The 15,725-nt window shown below is 55.2% G+C and carries 16 protein-coding genes and 1 pseudogene; 6 read left to right on the top strand and 11 right to left on the bottom strand.

Annotation, left to right across the window (positions count from 1 at the left end; translation table 11 throughout):
* Positions 1–70: 70 nt before the first annotated feature.
* From EKL30_RS13600 to EKL30_RS13590, 3 genes are all read right to left on the bottom strand, one after another.
* Positions 71–1,003 carry a 3-hydroxyacyl-CoA dehydrogenase family protein gene (locus tag EKL30_RS13600; RefSeq protein ID WP_233583109.1) on the bottom strand — a complete coding sequence of 311 codons (933 nt, stop codon included), beginning with the start codon at positions 1,001–1,003 and terminating at the stop codon, positions 71–73.
* Between the two features lie 67 nt (positions 1,004–1,070).
* Entirely contained in the window at positions 1,071–2,045 is a 975-nt protein-coding gene (locus EKL30_RS13595; protein ID WP_126707776.1) for a tripartite tricarboxylate transporter substrate binding protein, read from the bottom strand.
* A gap of 84 nt (positions 2,046–2,129) precedes the next feature.
* Positions 2,130–3,254 (bottom strand): mandelate racemase/muconate lactonizing enzyme family protein, encoded by a 1,125-nt coding sequence (locus EKL30_RS13590; protein WP_126707775.1) that lies wholly within the window; start codon positions 3,252–3,254, stop codon positions 2,130–2,132.
* Positions 3,255–3,432: 178 nt separating this feature from the next.
* Between EKL30_RS13590 and EKL30_RS13585 the strand changes: the two genes are divergently transcribed.
* Positions 3,433–4,296: a LysR family transcriptional regulator gene (locus EKL30_RS13585; protein ID WP_126707774.1), complete on the top strand. Its 864-nt coding sequence runs from the start codon at positions 3,433–3,435 to the stop codon at positions 4,294–4,296.
* Here the strand turns inward: EKL30_RS13585 and EKL30_RS13580 are convergent.
* Together EKL30_RS13580 and EKL30_RS13575 are read right to left on the bottom strand one after the other, a co-directional pair.
* Entirely contained in the window at positions 4,286–5,227 is a 942-nt protein-coding gene (locus EKL30_RS13580; RefSeq protein WP_126707773.1) for a 2-hydroxyacid dehydrogenase, read from the bottom strand. The two genes, EKL30_RS13585 and EKL30_RS13580, sit on opposite strands and share 11 nt — an antisense overlap.
* A 42-nt stretch (positions 5,228–5,269) precedes the next feature.
* Positions 5,270–6,205 (bottom strand): dihydrodipicolinate synthase family protein, encoded by a 936-nt coding sequence (locus EKL30_RS13575; protein WP_126707772.1) that lies wholly within the window; start codon positions 6,203–6,205, stop codon positions 5,270–5,272.
* A 130-nt stretch (positions 6,206–6,335) separates the two neighbouring features.
* Here EKL30_RS13575 and EKL30_RS13570 point away from each other — a divergent pair, with 130 nt between their 5' ends.
* Positions 6,336–7,211 carry a LysR family transcriptional regulator gene (locus EKL30_RS13570; RefSeq protein WP_126707771.1) on the top strand — a complete coding sequence of 292 codons (876 nt, stop codon included), beginning with the start codon at positions 6,336–6,338 and terminating at the stop codon, positions 7,209–7,211.
* A gap of 37 nt (positions 7,212–7,248) precedes the next feature.
* On the opposite strand, the gene EKL30_RS13565 is transcribed toward EKL30_RS13570, so the two are convergent.
* Positions 7,249–8,997 (bottom strand): IlvD/Edd family dehydratase, encoded by a 1,749-nt coding sequence (locus EKL30_RS13565; RefSeq protein ID WP_126707770.1) that lies wholly within the window; start codon positions 8,995–8,997, stop codon positions 7,249–7,251.
* A 19-nt stretch (positions 8,998–9,016) separates the two neighbouring features.
* Entirely contained in the window at positions 9,017–9,958 is a 942-nt protein-coding gene (locus EKL30_RS13560; RefSeq protein WP_233583149.1) for a tripartite tricarboxylate transporter substrate binding protein, read from the bottom strand.
* 261 nt (positions 9,959–10,219) lie between these two features.
* On the opposite strand from EKL30_RS13560, the gene EKL30_RS13555 reads away from it, so the two are divergent.
* From EKL30_RS13555 to EKL30_RS13540, 4 genes and pseudogenes are all read left to right on the top strand, one after another.
* The gene (locus EKL30_RS13555; protein ID WP_126707768.1) at positions 10,220–10,576 is read left to right on the top strand and encodes a PsiF family protein; all 357 of its coding nucleotides are present in this window, start codon (positions 10,220–10,222) and stop codon (positions 10,574–10,576) included.
* Positions 10,577–10,737: 161 nt separating this feature from the next.
* Positions 10,738–11,247, top strand: coding sequence for a DUF1993 family protein (locus tag EKL30_RS13550; protein WP_126707767.1), 510 nt, complete (start codon positions 10,738–10,740; stop codon positions 11,245–11,247).
* A 23-nt stretch (positions 11,248–11,270) separates the two neighbouring features.
* A complete protein-coding gene (locus EKL30_RS13545; RefSeq protein WP_126707766.1) occupies positions 11,271–11,948 on the top strand; it encodes a nitroreductase in 678 nt (225 codons plus the stop codon).
* 131 nt (positions 11,949–12,079) lie between these two features.
* Positions 12,080–12,457, top strand: a pseudogene (locus EKL30_RS13540) (CoA transferase); the annotation flags it as partial.
* 57 nt (positions 12,458–12,514) lie between these two features.
* Here the strand turns inward: EKL30_RS13540 and EKL30_RS13535 are convergent.
* From EKL30_RS13535 to EKL30_RS13520, 4 genes are all read right to left on the bottom strand, one after another.
* Entirely contained in the window at positions 12,515–12,796 is a 282-nt protein-coding gene (locus EKL30_RS13535) for a hypothetical protein (RefSeq protein ID WP_126707764.1), read from the bottom strand.
* Positions 12,797–12,827: 31 nt separating this feature from the next.
* Positions 12,828–13,754, bottom strand: a complete 927-nt coding sequence (locus EKL30_RS13530) for a pirin family protein (protein WP_126707763.1) — start codon at positions 13,752–13,754, stop codon at positions 12,828–12,830.
* A gap of 68 nt (positions 13,755–13,822) precedes the next feature.
* Complete coding sequence (locus EKL30_RS13525; RefSeq protein ID WP_126707762.1) at positions 13,823–14,707, bottom strand: LysR family transcriptional regulator; 885 nt, start codon at positions 14,705–14,707, stop codon at positions 13,823–13,825.
* Positions 14,704–15,717 (bottom strand): phosphonate dehydrogenase, encoded by a 1,014-nt coding sequence (locus tag EKL30_RS13520; RefSeq protein WP_126707761.1) that lies wholly within the window; start codon positions 15,715–15,717, stop codon positions 14,704–14,706. The genes EKL30_RS13525 and EKL30_RS13520 overlap by 4 nt, the downstream gene beginning before the upstream one ends.
* Positions 15,718–15,725 lie beyond the last annotated feature (8 nt).

Below are 15,725 nucleotides of genomic sequence, written 5' to 3'. Positions count from 1 at the left end.
GCGTCATAAGTTCGCGTTTATTGGCGCGGACAGCAAGCGGCATGCCGATCGTTGTGCCTTCCTTAAGGGGTCAGTCGTTGTCTTCGTCGCGCAAAATTTGCATGGCTTTTTTCAACGCAGTTTGATAACGAGACTGGGCGCGTGCAATGGAGTCTTCATCCCAGTCATAAAACCCTTTACGACTGGGCGACTTGACGCCGTAATGCCCCTGCGAGACCAGATTTTTCATCAGTGGGCTGGGCTCGGTGTTTTGGTGCAGCTCTGGGTAGATGGAGGCGGCAGCCGCGCAATGAATGTCTATGCCGGCCAGGTCTTTTTGCAGCAAAGGGCCGGCGGCGATATAACGGAAGCCAAAACCATAACGCACCGCCAGGTCGACGTCTTCGGCGCTAGCAAAGCCTTCATCGACGAGCGCAATCGCTTCGCGCATAAGCGCGTGCTGGATGCGATTGGCCAGAAAGCCGGCGACGTCCCGTTTGACTTGTACCGGTTTTTTACGCACTGAGCGCATGATATCGCTGACTTCCTGGGCGCGTGCCTCGTCGGTATGCACACTGCGTACCACTTCAACGGCAGGCACCAAATGGGCGGGCATAAAGAAGTGCAGGTTAAGCATGCGCTGGGCGCTGGTGCAGTGTTCGGCGATTTTGCTGATGGGCAAGCCCGACGAATTGCTGGTCAGGGGTATGTCGGGGGGCGCGAGCTTCTCGAGTTCCTGGAAGACCTGTTGTTTGACGGAGAGTTCTTCCAAGACACATTCTATGACGATCCGTGCATGGGACCAGTCGATGTTGGCCAATGACGCCAGCGCGTCAACCGTGCCGCCCTGCCTGTGGATGCCGGTTTCAGCCGCGGCTGCAGGTACCGCGCTAGTCAGGCGCGCCCGTACTTTTTCGTTGGTCTCCACCACCTGCGCATTCCAGCCGGCGGCGTAAAAAATGCCGGCAATGTCGCAGCCCATGGTGCCGCCGCCAATGACTACAACAGAATCATTCAGTGCCAATGTCGTCTCCTGAAAAGAATAATGGGGCCGCGTTGACGACCCCTGGTAACTAAACCGAGTAAAGCGCTTACTGTATCTTGATGTCAGCCGCCTTGATAAGTTTGCGCCATTTGTCGATTTCCTGTTGCTGGAAAATCGCAAATTCGGCCGGCGGCATACCTGAAGGCTCCACCCCCATCGTGTTCAGCTTGTTGAGAACTTCGGGGCTTTTCAGTGCCAGGCTGATCGATTCGTAAAGCTTGTCGATAATGGGTTTGGGCGTGCCTTTGGGAGCGAAAATCGCTTGCCATGCCCGCATTTCATAATTGGGCAATCCCGCTTCTTGCATGGTGGGTACATCGGGCAGGCTGGCGAGTCGTTTTGGCGAGGTAACGGCGAGGGCGCGAACCGTGCCTTGCAGGACGTGCGGTACGACGGTGGGGCCTTCGAACATCATGCTGACCTGGCCGCCAATAATATCGGGCAATGCCGACTTGCCGCCGTAGGGTACGTGCACTGCCTTGACGTCTGCTTCCGAAGAAAGCAGTACGCCAGACATATGCTGAGTCGTCCCGATGCCGGACGACGCATAGGTCACAGTTTCGGGCGCGGCCTTGGCCGCGGCGATGACGTCTTTGAGGCTCTTGAAGGGACTGTTCTTTGCCACTACGAGCGTATTGGCATTGAAGCCAATGACAGTAATGGGCTCGAAGGATTTCACAGCGTCGTACTGCATATTCGGGAACAGGCCGGCGTTGATGGCATGAGATGCAATGCTGCCGCCCATAATGGTGTAGCCGTCGGGCTTGGCTTTAGCGACATAGCTGGATCCGATCATGCCGGTGGCGCCAGGCCGGTTCTCGACCACCACGGGTACGTTCAGCGTTTTGGCCATCTGGTCGGCAATAATGCGTCCCAGCGTGTCGGTATTGCTGCCGACCGGAAAAGGCGAAACATAGGTGATGGAACGCGTTGGCCAATCGTCGGCGGCATAAACAGGCTGAATGCCCAGCAAGGCCGTCGATATGCATGACAGGATCAGGGCTTTCTTGAACTTGAACATTTTGTCTTTCTCCGGTTTTTATTTATGTAATGTTTTTTCTTCACGGGGCACAGCGGTTTTGGCCTTGCCATGCCCCAGCCTGCCTTACTTGACCGTTTCCCACTTAGCGAATTTAGCCACGAATTTTTCGTCGAATCCGAATCCCAGGCCAGGTTCTTGATGCAGTATCACTTTGCCGTCTTTGTGTGAAAGCTGACGATCAACCAGATTGCGGAAATTCAGCACCTGGTCATTCCAGAAGAATTCCACATACCTGGCGTTAGGCGTACTGGCCACCAAAGGCGCATGCAGGTCATGGAACCAGTGCGGGCACATGATCAAGCCATAACTGGCGGCTGTCTGGGCAATTCGTCGCCATTCGGTGATGCCGCCACATACTGCGGCATCGGTCTGCAGAATCGATGCCGCACCCTTGTCCATCAGTTCCTTGTGGTACCAGCGGCCGTAGCCGATTTCAGCCGTGGCGATAGGCACGGTGGTCAATTTGGCGAGCCGTGCATGGTTGTCGATATCGTCCGGCAGAAACGGTTCTTCGAAGAAATAAGGATCGTATTGTTCGAAGCGCCTGACATACTGCATGGCCTGTGTGGTGTCGACCCAGGCGTTGTTCATGTCCATCATCAGTTCGACGTCGGGGCCTATGGCTTGCCTGGCGGCTTTCAGTCGTTCTTCTTCTTCGCGGGGCGACAGCCGGCCCGATTTCATCTTTACTGCCTTGAAGCCTTTGTCGACATAACTGGCCATTTCCTCGCCCAGATGCTGAGGCGTTTTGCCGTCCAGGTAGTAGCCGCCGCTGGCATAGGCTGGTACCGCGTCAAGCTCTACGGCGCCCATAAATTTGTGCAACGGCAACTGATGGGTTTTCGCGTTCAAATCCCACAAAGCAATGTCCAGGGCGCTAAGGGCTCGCATAACCGTGCCTGAACGTCCTTGCAGCAGCGCTTCCTGATACATTTTCTGCCACAGGCCTTCGACCGCGTAGGAATCGCTGTTGATCAACACAGGAGCGAATAATTCCTTGACCGCCTGACTGAAAATGGCGCCGCCTGCACTGCCGACATAGCAAAACCCTATGCCTTCCACGCCGTCCGTCGACCGGACCTTGACCAAACCATAATGCCTGGTGCTGACGGTTCTGTTTGAAAATGATGTCACGATGTCGAGCGGAACCGCGACGGCGCAAACTTCTATGGACTGGATAATTGGCATAGAATCTTTTCTCTTCTCTGGCTAGGTTAAGTTAATGACTGCTCCCAGCTATTCTTGTAGATATGTGTAAGAGGAACAATGTTCTTTCGCTGCCTTCAGAAGTAAGAAAAACAATCTTTTGACCTCCGGTAGCATGTATTTGCAACTCTAGGCCAGATACCGATTCCCCGGGAGGAATGTGGACACGCGTTTCATAGAGAGTTTTGTACAAGTGGTGGAACTAGGCTCGATTGCTGCCGCCGCGCGGTTTTTGGATCTGACTCCGACGGCGGTATCGTTAAGGCTTAAGGCGCTCGAGGCCGAGGTAGGCACCACCCTTATTGAAAGGTCGGGCAGGACAGTCAAACCGACACAGGCCGGCAGCAAAGTGCTCAAGCAAGCCAGGCTCATCCTGGTCGAGGTGAAAAACTTTAGTTCCCTTGCCAGCAACAATGAACTGCCCGCGGGCCCGCTCACCTTGGGGGCCACGCCTTCCGCACTGAAAGGCATGCTTCCTCCGGTGCTAAGGAAGTGGGTCGATACCTATGAAAACATCGACGTCCTGATCGAGCCGGCCGCCTCGACCGTGCTGTATGACGGGGTGCTGCGTGGCGATCTGGATGCCGCTATCTTGGTGCACCCTTTATTTGACATGCCGAAAACCCTGCACTGGAGAACTTTAAGAACGGAACGCCTGGTGTTATTGACGCCTGTGGGCATGGAGGGCCGCGACCCGTTTGCCATTATTAACGAGAACCCTTTTATCCGATACGACAGGCGAGTCGTTGCGGGCAAAATGGCCGACGATTATTTGACTTCGCATAATGTGCATCCGAATGCCCGGCTTGAACTTGACGGTATCGACTACATTGCCGATCTGGTCAAAAGCGGTTTGGGGGTGTCGGTGCTTCCCGATTGGGCGTCCGGGGACCAGATCGAACCAGCCCTGACACGCCACAGCCTTCCGGAACCCGTTCCAACGCGCAGCCTTGGTTTGTTATGGCTCAGGGCGAATCCGCGCGAGAAACTGGTGCGTGCTTTTCTGGATTTGGCTATCCCGTAACCGGAGTGACTGCCTGCCCGTACGTGAAATAACGGGTCAAATTTTGGATGGCCAGTTCGGCCATTTCCATGCGCGTTTCGTGCGTGGCGCTGCCCATATGCGGCGCCAGCACGACGTTGCCAAGCCTACGTAAGGGACTGTCGGCCAGAGGCTCTTCATTGAAAACGTCGAGTGCGGCACCCAGAATAGTGCCATCGCCCAGCGCCTTGCATAGATCAGCCTCGTTGATCACGCTGCCGCGCGAAATGTTGACCAATACGCCGGCAGGCCCAAGGGCCCGCAGAATATCGGCGTTGATAATCTGATAAGTATCTGGGCCGCCGGGGCAGCATACGATCAGAACGTCCGCATACGAGGCGAGGGTTTTCAGATCGTTGAAATAAACGGGTTCGACTTGCTGTTGAGTTCGGCCAAAATACGCCACGTCAACATCGAAGGGGGCAAAGCGTTTAGCGATTTCCTTGCCGATTCGTCCAAAGCCGACCATACCGATTTTCTTGCCAGCCAACGTGGTGCCCAGGGGAAACGGGCGTGTTTGCCATGCTCCGGTCCTGACGAACTGGTCGGCCTGCGGCAGGTGGCGCAGTATTGCCAAGAGCAACCCAATGGCCAGTTCGGCCACGGCCTTGTTAAGTACATCGGGTGTGTTGGTCACCACAATGCCACGGCTTTTTGTATAGGCCAGCGGAATCCCATCGTAGCCCACCCCATTCGTGGCGATAATGCCCAAGTTCGGAAGTCGTTCGAGTAATTCCTGCGGAATGCGATAGTTCGAACGCGTAACGATGCCTTCAATGCGGTCGTGTAGTGCCGGATCGACGTTCAGATCGTCCGGATCGTAGAGCTGAAAAACCTGACCGAGCCGATGGGCGATCGATTCTGGAAAAGCGCCAAACGTGAGCAAGGGCGGGAAACGGGTAGGCAGGGTCATGGTCGTTGAAACGGCGCCCGAAACCCGGGCGCCTTGCGGTCTTTAGCTAGCGTGTGCCAGTGCTTTGGAGTTGTTGATCTGGAAGTTGATTTCAGTTAACTCTTTTATCAGCTGGTTGTTCTGTTCCTGATTCAGTTCGACCAAGGGAGGCCTTACTGTGGCCCAGGCCGGGTCTTGCGCTTGCCAGGCAATGGCCGCTTTCATGGCGGGAATCATGGGCAGCTTCTGGAATACGCCTCGCACCGTATTCAGGTCGGCCTGCTGAACATCCGCGTCGTCTTGTTGCCATGTCGCATAAAGGTGCGCGATGGCCGATGGATTGACATTACCGGTGGCCGTAATACAACCTGCGCCGCCGTGGCGCAAGGTTTGCAGCAGAAAGGCCTCGCTGCCAGCGAAGACATCGAAGCCTTCCGGCTGGAACTGCTGCAGCATGGCCAGTGTGTTGTCCCAATTTCCCGAACTGTCTTTGATGCCCGCGATGTTTTCGGGATACGCCTTCAACAATCGTTCGATAAGCGCCAGGCTGATGCCGACCTGGGACACCGGGGGGATATGATAAAGATAGATCTTCAGGCGAGTGTCGGCAACGCCGTCGATGATGCTGGCGTAGTTGCGATACAGACCTTCATCGCTGACCCCTTTGTAGTAGAAAGGGGGAAGCATCAAGACGCCACTGCAGCCCAATTCGACCGCATGCCTGGATAATTCGATTGAGTCGGTAATCGAGCAGCAGCCGGTGCCGGGCATCATCTTGTTGGTGGGTAGGCCATTTTCCACCAGTACGTCCAGAAGTTGTCTTTTTTCGTTCGTAGATAGGGAGTTTGCTTCAGAATTCGTGCCGAATACGGCCAGACCAACGTCCTGTTCGATCAGGGACGTGCAATGCTTAAGAAATCGCGGCTTCGAAACAGAATAGTCAGGGTTGAACGGGGTCAGGACGGGGGATAGCACCCCGCGTATTTTCGAATTCGTCATATGGTCTCCGCAAATTGATTCATGCACTGAACTGTAAAAGTATGGCTCGAACGCGCTTTAAGTTAAAGTGGTTTTCGCTTGGTTTAGACAATAGATTTTTTTGCTTCCTTATCACTTACGATCGGACATCATGGACACAAAATACATGCAAAGCTTTGTCGCCGTGGTCGAAGCGGGCTCATTTGCCGGCGCTGCCCGCCAGTTGGACTTGACCTCGGCTGCCATTGCAGCACGTATCAAGGCCCTTGAAGCCGATTTAGGCGTTGCGTTGGTAAAGCGGTCCGGCCGGTCGGTAAAGCCGACCGAAAGCGGTATCCGAATCCTTGACGACACGCGGGCCGTTATCCGTAGCATCCGCGATCTTCGCGCCATGGCGATCGACGGCGGCCAGCCCGGCGAATTACGCATAGGGTGCTTCGTGTCGGCATTGAATATCATCCTGCCCCCGATACTAAAGCGTATATACGATATATATCCCAATGCCTCGATTTTTGTGACGCCGGGGGCATCGGTCGACCTTTGCCGCAAAGTGGCTAGCGGCGAACTCGACGCTGCCATCGTGGTGGAACCCCAATTCGCCGTGCCGAAAAACTGCATATGGCAGGCCTTTATGGAAGAGCCTCTGGTCGTCATGGCGCCGGAGTCCTTGAAACATGAAGGGGCCCATCATCTGCTGGCGACGCAACCTTTCATTCGATACGACCGTGCCGTGTATGGGGGCCAACTGGCGGACCGCTATTTACGGGATCACCAGATACGCCCCAAGCAACGCTTGGAAATCGACGGGATTTTTGCGATTGCCTCTTTGGTTCATGAGGGGCTGGGTGTTTCGTTGATCCCAGATTGGTCGTCGATGTGGAAATCGCTGGCGATCGCCCGCGTGCCCTTGCCCGGACGAGCCCCCGTGCGCAGGAACGGCCTTGTGTGGAATGCACAAGGCCACCATGCCAGGATGGCCGCTTCGGTCTATGTCGAAGCCAAGGCGGTGTTCGCCCAGAGCCTGTAGCCATACGGGTCAGGCAGCAAACGCCGACGGCCCGATTTCATTCGCCCGAAGCCGGGTCAGCAGGGCGGACGGCCCGCAGAAAGTCGAAATCGACGCCTTGGTCTGCCTGCGTGACGGTATCCAGGAATAGCTTCTTGTACCCCCTTTCGGCAGTGGGAGGAGTGATCGGCGATAGCTCGCGGCGCCGCTGCAATTCCGCGTCGCTGACCAGCAGGGAAATTTCCCGTTTGCTGACGCTTAATCGGATGCGGTCACCGTTTTGCACATAGGCCAGGGGGCCTCCTATGGCTGATTCCGGAGTCACGTGCAACACTATCGTGCCAAAGGCAGTGCCGCTCATGCGACCGTCGGAGATCCGGACAATATCTTTTATGCCCTGGATGGCGAGCTTTTTCGGGATCGGGATATAGCCGGCTTCGGGCATGCCTGGTGCACCTTTCGGGCCAATGTTTTTGAGCACCAGGACGTCGTCCTTGGTAACGTCGAGGTCATCGCTATCGATTCTGTTTGCCAGGTCGGCGGCGTTTTCAAACACTACGGCGCGACCTTCGTGTTCCATCAGCCCGGGGTCGGCAGAGGACTGCTTGATGATGGCGCCGCCCGGCGACAAATTCCCTTCGAGCACCGCCATGCCGCCCTGGGGATAGATTGGATCGTCCATGGTCTTGACGACATCCTGCGCAAAGCCCGGCCCCGCCAGTTCAATTTCTTCGCCAAGCGTACGGCCAGTTACTGTCAGTGCACTCAACTTCAGCAATGGTTTCAGTTGGCGAAACAGCGTGGCCATTCCACCCGCCTTGTGGAAATCTTCCATGTAATGCTGGCCCGAGGGTTTCAGGTCTAGCAATACGGGGGTGTCCTTGCCCATTCGATCGAGCTTCTTCAGGTCGATATCCAGGCCGAGGCGTCCGGCAATGGCAGCCAGATGCACAATGCCGTTGGTCGAGCCGCCAATGGCCAGCAATACTCGCATGGCATTTTCGAAAGCATCCTCGGTCAGGATTTTATCGATGGTCAGGCCCTGCCTTGCAATTGCCACGGCTTGGGCACCGGTAAGTTCGGCGATACGCATGCGGTCCGCGGTAACGGCGGGCGGGCTTGCGCCGCCGGGTACCGTCATGCCCAGCGCTTCGGCAATACAGGCCATCGTGCTGGCGGTTCCCATGACCGAGCAAGTTCCGACGCTGGCAACCAGCTGATTGTTAACGTCGGAAATTTCTTCATCGTCTATTTCTTCGGCGCGATACTTACCCCAGTATCGCCGGCAATCGGTACAAGCGCCCACCCGTTCAGAGCGGTGGGAGCCGGTCAGCATGGAACCGGTAATCAACTGAATGGCAGGAATTCCGGCCGATGCTGCGCCCATGAGCTGCGCGGGCACGGTTTTGTCGCAACCGCCAATCAACACCACGGCGTCCATAGGTTGCGCCCGTATCATTTCCTCGGTATCCATCGACATGAGGTTACGCAGATACATACTGGTCGGGTAGGCGAAACTTTCGTGTATGGAAATTGTGGGAAAGTCCATGGGCAAGCCACCCGCCAGCATAATCCCCCGTTTGAGCGCTTCGATTAGCTGCGTCACGTTGCCGTGGCAGGGGTTGTAAGCGCTGCCGGTATTGGCTATTCCGATTACCGGCCGATCGAGGGCCGAGTCAGAATAGCCTGCGCCCTTGATAAAGGCTTTTCTTAAAAACAGGGAGAAGCCATTGTCGCCGTAGCTGGTCAGGCCTTTGCGCAAACCGCGCGCGTCAAGGTCGAGTGTTGCCGGGAGTTTCTTGGTCATGGACTGAATCTTTCTTCGGTTAATTAACGGTAATTTTGCCGTCGTGGATGACTTTCGCCCACTGATCGATCTCGGCGGTAAGCCGCACTTTGGACGCTTCAATATTTAATGGGTCGGCATATACGCCTTGTTGCAGCAATTGTTCTTTGACTTCAGGTTTGGCCAGAGCAGTGGTCAAAGCCTTGTTGATTTTTTCTAGCACGGGTGCAGGAGTGCCGGCGGGAGCCATGACTCCAAACAGCGAGCTGACGTTGAACCCTGTAAACCCTTGTTCTTTGGCCGTCGGGATATCCGGCAGCATCGAAACGCGTTCGGGCGTCAATACTGCCAGGGGCCGTAATTGACCTGATTTTATGAACGAGATCGCGGCAGGAACGGTTTCCGTCATGGTTTCAACCTGGCCTCCGACCAGGTCCGTCATGGCGGGGCCACTGCCACGATAGGCAACGTGCGTGATATCGACGCCCGCAATTTGTTTGAACAGTTCCATTGCCATGCGCTGGGGTGCACCCGCCCCTGATGATGCGAAATTAAGCTTGCCGGGATTCTTCTTGGCATAATCGACGAGTTCTTTCAGTGATTTGACCGGCAGGGATGGGTTGACGACCGCCACCAATGGCACAAACCCCACCACGCCGGCGGGGGTCAGGTCTTTTTGGAGATCGTACTGCAATTTGCCCTTTTCCAGCGTGGCCATCACGGAGTGGGATGTCAGTGCGCCCATCAGTAAGGTATAGCCATCGGGCTTGGCGCGCGCCACTTCGGCTGCGCCGATATTTCCTCCGGCACCGCCACGGTTTTCAATCACGACCTGGTTGCCGATTTCGTCACTTAAATTCTTGCCAACGATCCGCCCGATTACGTCGGTTGCGCCGCCGGGAGGGTAGGGGATGATGAGCCGTATTGGCTTATCGGGGTAGGCCTGTGCGGATGCCGTTGTACCCAGCGGAGCCGCCAACATGAATATGGCCAGTGAAGCGCTGAGTATCGTGCGTGTGCCAGCTTTTTGAGTTGTCGTCTGAAACATGATTGCCCCTTGAATATGTCTTATGAATGTTTCCTGAAATCCCCTTATATGTTCGCAAAATTGGTGAGCGGGAATGCCAAATATCTTTTTGTTCGAACGAAAAAATTTACGTAGCTCGCCAATCAACTGTTGCGTCCGGACTGATTTAGATGGACTATACAAACGGCAAACCCGCCGCTTTTTTAAGGTGACGTTATGACACTTTTTACGCGACTTTTATTGACCGCCGCTTTATTAGGCGGCTGGGCTGCGGGCCCAGCCTATTCGGCATCCGCCGCGGCGCCCCAGGCTGCTGAGTCCACATCGGGCGCTTCGAACGCTAAAACTCCCCAGCAAGAACGCATGGTGACGTGTAATCAGAACGCCAAAGGCAAAAGCGGTGAAGAGCGCAAAGCCTTCATGAGCAGTTGCCTCAAAGGCGAAGTGACGACATCGAAAGAGCTAAGCGCCTCGCAACTACGGATGAAAAACTGCAATACCGAGGCGACCACCAAGGCGCTAAAAGGCGATGCCCGTCAATCTTTCATGAGCATATGTTTGAAAGCGAAATAAACCAGGTCGAGTCTTTGACTTCACCCAGCGCTGCGCCGGAGAAGAAGTTTTTTTGAATCTGAGGCCCGCATGTATATTGAGCGTGCGGGCTTTTTTTTGCACTTTCCGACCGTAGTTGCGGTGATGCCTATAATCATGTCACTTCTATACAAGGAATCACCATGACAATTTCGCTTTACGCCGCTTCAGTTCCTGTTTTCAAACAAATGCTAAACAGCGTGGACGGTATCCTGGCCAAAGCCGAAGAACACGCTATTGTCAAGAAAATCGACCCTGACGCCTTATTGCAAGCGCGGCTTTTTCCGGACATGTTTCCCTTGATTCGCCAGGTGCAGGTCGCCGCGGACTTTGCGCGCGGCGTTTCGGCACGCCTTGCCGGTGTCGAGGTTCCCAAGTTCGAAGATGATCAAAAAACCTTTGCAGATCTTCACGAGCTTATCGCCAAAACTTTGGGTTTTATCGATAGCGTTACTCCGGAACAGATTGACGGCCATGAAGATCGGGTTATCGTTACACGCCAGGGAACGCCTAAAGAAAGGAATTTCAGTGGCCAATCGTACTTATTGACTTACGGCCTGCCGCAGTTCTTTTTCCATGTCACGACGGCCTACGCCCTCCTGCGCCATAATGGCGTCGAAGTCGGTAAGCGTGATTTCATGGGTCAATACTAGGCATCAATTCGCCGGGGACATACATGAATCAATTCGACATCGTTTTTGAGGCCATCACCTCGCGCCGTAGTGTGAGGGGTTTCTTGCCCGAACCTGTCAGCGACGAGCTGATCAGCAAAATTTTGTCGGCTGCCTCGTATGCCCCCAGCGGCAGTAATATCCAGCCTTGGAAGGTGCACGTAGTCACGGGCGCCAAGCGCGACGAGCTGTCGCGGCTTCTGCTCGATGCTTTCGAGCGCAAGCTGCCTGAATCGCGCGAATATGATTACTATCCTGTGCAATGGCGCAGCCCGTATATTGATCGCCGGCGCGAGACCGGGTGGGGCTTGTACGAGATCCTTGGCATAAAAAAGGGCGACCGTGAGGCATCTTCACAGCAGCACGGACGCAACTATCAGTTTTTTGGCGCGCCTGTGGTGCTGATATTCACGATAGATAAAGACCTGGAGCAAGGCAGCTGGCTCGATTACGGCATGTTTTTACAGAGCATCATGATCGCAGCACGTGGCTGTGGCTTGCATACTTGCCCGCAGGCTGCCCTGGCCAACTATCCCGACATCGTAAAAAGCACTTTAGGTATTGGCAATGACCAAACGGTAGTGTGCGGAATATCCATGGGCTATGAAGACACCACTTGTGTCGCCAATCAGTTTCGACCAGAACGCATCCCTCTGGAAGATTTCGTAATTTTTCATTCCTGATTTCTGCCGCCACAGAAACCGCATCGATTGAGCGGCGCTTACGTCATTGGCGAACGTCGCCTTCGAAGATTTGAACTGGCTTCTTGTGTCCTCGCTTTGTAGACTGATCGTCTATCTAGTTGAGGGCGTCGATGGTTGGAAATGCATTGAAGGGCGTACTCGTCCTGGATTTATCACGCATCCTGGCGGGGCCTTGGTGCACCCAAAATCTTGCCGACCTGGGTGCGGAGGTGGTCAAAATCGAGCGTCCGCAGGGCGGCGACGACACACGGGGCTGGGGCCCACCTTACTTTGAATCAGCCGACGGATCCGACTTCATGTCGGCTTACTTCGCCTGCTGCAATCGAAACAAGAAATCAATCTGTCTGGACTTCACGTCTGAGACCGATCGTGCACAGCTCGTCGAGCTTGCGCGTACGGCCGACGTGCTTGTGGAAAATTACCGGGTAGGCACGCTGAAGCAGTACGGCCTGGATTATGAAAGCCTCAAGGCCATTAATCCGAAGCTTACGCCACAAAGGAGTCTAGGCTGGCGCTAGGCCAGCCCCTTTACGGTATGAAAGCAGCTATATCGTCGACTCTTTCAATAACGTGACGCCTTTGATTTGTAGCAGAAGGTGATCGGCTTCCTTATGGTGGCTTATAAGTCCGTCGTCCATGGACCATTCAAGAATTTGCTTCGCCTGATCTTGATCGATACCCAATTTCTTGGCGCTCTCAAACCAGTCTGACAGACTTATGGAGCCTTCATAGTTATTGGGCAGGCCGCGCATTATCCGGATCCAGCTCTCTTTACTCGGTTTGGCTGACGCGTCTTCGGTTGATGGGTTGGGGATATCGTTACTCATTGGGATACCTTCTTTATCGTTCGCTTAAGGCTTAAGGATATCGGACCGGCTTGCCAGGAAGATCGGGCAAGGGAATAAATTCGGTTTCATTGGGCACCTTGGGGAAGCGCTGATCGCGCCAATCGTCCTTCGCCTGTTCGATACGTTCGGCCGAACTCGAGACAAAATTCCACGTAAGAAAGCGCGGGCCATCCATCGGTTCGCCGCCAAGCAGCATGAATCTTGCCGGTGTCGGTCCTGCGGCAGTCAGGGTGACATGCCTTCCTGGCTTCAGTACCAATAGCTGACCGGATTCGAAAACTCCGTCCTTGCCAAGGTCAAGTGTTCCCTGCACCACATAAATAGCCTGTTCACGGTATTCGGGGGGTATTTCCAGTTGGGAGCCCGGTTGCAACAGCACGTCGACCTGGAATAGGTTCGACAAGATCGGCACCGGCGAGCGACGCCCGAAAAAACTGCCTGCAATAATACGAGCTGACACCCCTTTGTCTTCTTCGATCGGCAGGTCGCGTTTTCCGGTATGAAGGAAAGCCGGTTCCGTTTCTTCGTGCGCCTGGGGCAGGGCGACCCAGCATTGCAAGCCAAACAAGGAAGATTCCAGTTGGCGGTCGTGTTCGGCCGTACGTTCCGAGTGCACGATGCCGCGGCCCGCTGTCATCCAATTGACGTCGCCTGGCTGTATGGACTGCACGCTGCCCAGGCTGTCCCGATGCAGGATTTCGCCATCAAACAGATACGTAACCGTAGCTAATCCGATATGGGGGTGAGGCCGGACATCCAGGCCGCGGCCGGGCGAAAAAACGTGCGGCCCCATCTGATCAAGAAAGACAAACGGCCCGACCATCCGCCGCTGCTTGGATGGCAGGGCGCGCCTTACTTCAAAGTTGTCGCCCAGGTCATGCGTGCGCGGCACAACCACCACTTCAAGCGCTCCGTCGGGTAGAAGTTCTTCTGGCATGGCGTAAGCTCCTGATCAAAAGTTGGTATCAGTCTCTCGTCAATAGTACGTCAATCGTGTCTTGTGTGTCAGTGCTCCGGAATCCGGAAATCTACGTTGTGCGACAACATGAAGTGGACAAACGCTCCCGTCGCTGCGTTTTTCCGCGCATATTCCCGGCAAATGACATACAGCTCTTTTTGTAGCGGTTTTCCTTCGAATGGAATGGCGCATAACAGGCCGCTACGTATCTCGTTCACAACGCAGGCGGCCATGACCAGTGATATTCCAAGTCCTGCCTGTACCGCGTGCTTCACCGCTTCGGTACTTCCCAGTTGCAACGACGTCCCGATTTTTTTGGCATATTCGCCAAAATACTGGCCTAGAAGCCGGCCGGTTCCGCTGCCGGCTTCGCCGCCAAGCAATACCTGATCGTGCAAGAACTCACGAGTAATGCTCGGCATGCCGGCCCACCGGTGTCCGGGTGGAACAATAAGGACGAGGTCCTCTCGGCGCCAGAGTGCGGCGGAAAATCCCGGCTGAGGATCCCACCACTCCATGATGGCCACATCAATTTCAAAATTTTGCAGTTTTTCTACCATGCTGGGATTGTTGCCAATGACCACATCCACGGTATGCGGCAATGTGTCCATAAACGCTTTTAAATAAGGCGGCAGCAAGTAAATGCCGGTATTCGAACTGGCGCCGACAATCAGCTTGTTATTGTCAAATACTGTGCATGCCCGCGCATGGGCCTTGACCAGATTTTCCGCATAGGGCAGGAACACCCGGCCTTCCGGAGTCAGCACGCTGCCGGCGTGATTGCGCTCAATTAGGATGACGTTTAGCGTCTCCTCCAATCGCCTTACATGCTGCGTAACCGAGGACTGAGACAAGCCTGTGTACTTGGCTGCCTCACGAAATCCATTATGTTTTGCCACGGCCAGGAACGTGGTTACACGTTCCACGTTCATCCTGCTGGCTTTTCTTGAAAAGCTGGCGCATTAATCGCCCCGGATGGCCGTTCGCCGCGTAAGACCTGAACGATGTTGCGCGCCGCTTCGCGTTCGATGTCCAGGCGGACTTGTTGAACGGCGGAGCCCAGGTGCGGCGTAAAAAAGGTTTGACGAGTATTGTCCAATAAAGCCTGTGGGATGGCCTCGGGACGATCGGCTCTGGACCATTCTTCCATTTCGAAGACATCGGCGGCATAGCCGGCCAGCTGCCCGCTGCGTAAGCCATCGAGGGCAGCATGCTCGTCGATAACCGAGCCGCGGCAGGCGTTGACAATGTAGCTGCCCGGACGCATTTTTGCGATCGCGTCGGCGCCCAGCAGGTGAAACGTTTGCGGCGTCATGGGCAACATGGGGATTACGAAGTCGCTTGTTGCCAGCAATTCGCCCAGATCTACTTGTCGGGCGCCCCATGCCTGGCTCTGGTCGTCTGGCAAGGGGATATTGTCGCAATACACAATGTTCATGTCGAAACTGGATAGGCGTTGCGCGATGGCGCGACCCACAGCACCCATCCCAATAATGCCCACGGTACGGCCGGTCAGGCCCGTCCCATAAAGTTCGGGCCTCCAGCCGCGGAAACCTCCACGTCGAATGCGCCGGTCGCCCTCGGCCAAGTGGCGCGTCAAGCCCAATAGCAAACCGATCGTTAATTCAGCCGTCGGAATCGTCAGCAGATCCGAGACGATGCTGAACCAGATGCCGCGTCGCGTGCAGGCTTGAACGTCAAAATTATCATAGCCTTTAAGCGCCGCACTGACGATTTTCAGTTTCGGGCAAGCTGCCAGAAACTGCTCGTCAATGCTGTCTGGCATAAACACCATCAACGCATCGGCGTCGGCCGACCGGGCCAGGATCTCGTCCCGACTCAATGTGTCGTAAGTGGTGTTGGCCGTGACGTTGGCGACGGCCTCAAGGGTCGTGATGATTTCTGGGTGAACCCAGTGTGTCAGTACAACGTTTGGTTTCATAAAGCCTA

The organism is Candidimonas sp. SYP-B2681, from assembly GCF_003971065.1.
Lineage (GTDB): Bacteria > Pseudomonadota > Gammaproteobacteria > Burkholderiales > Burkholderiaceae_B > Pollutimonas.
Note: the sequence above shows the minus strand (reverse complement) of the source record. Positions and strands in the feature narration are given on the sequence as shown.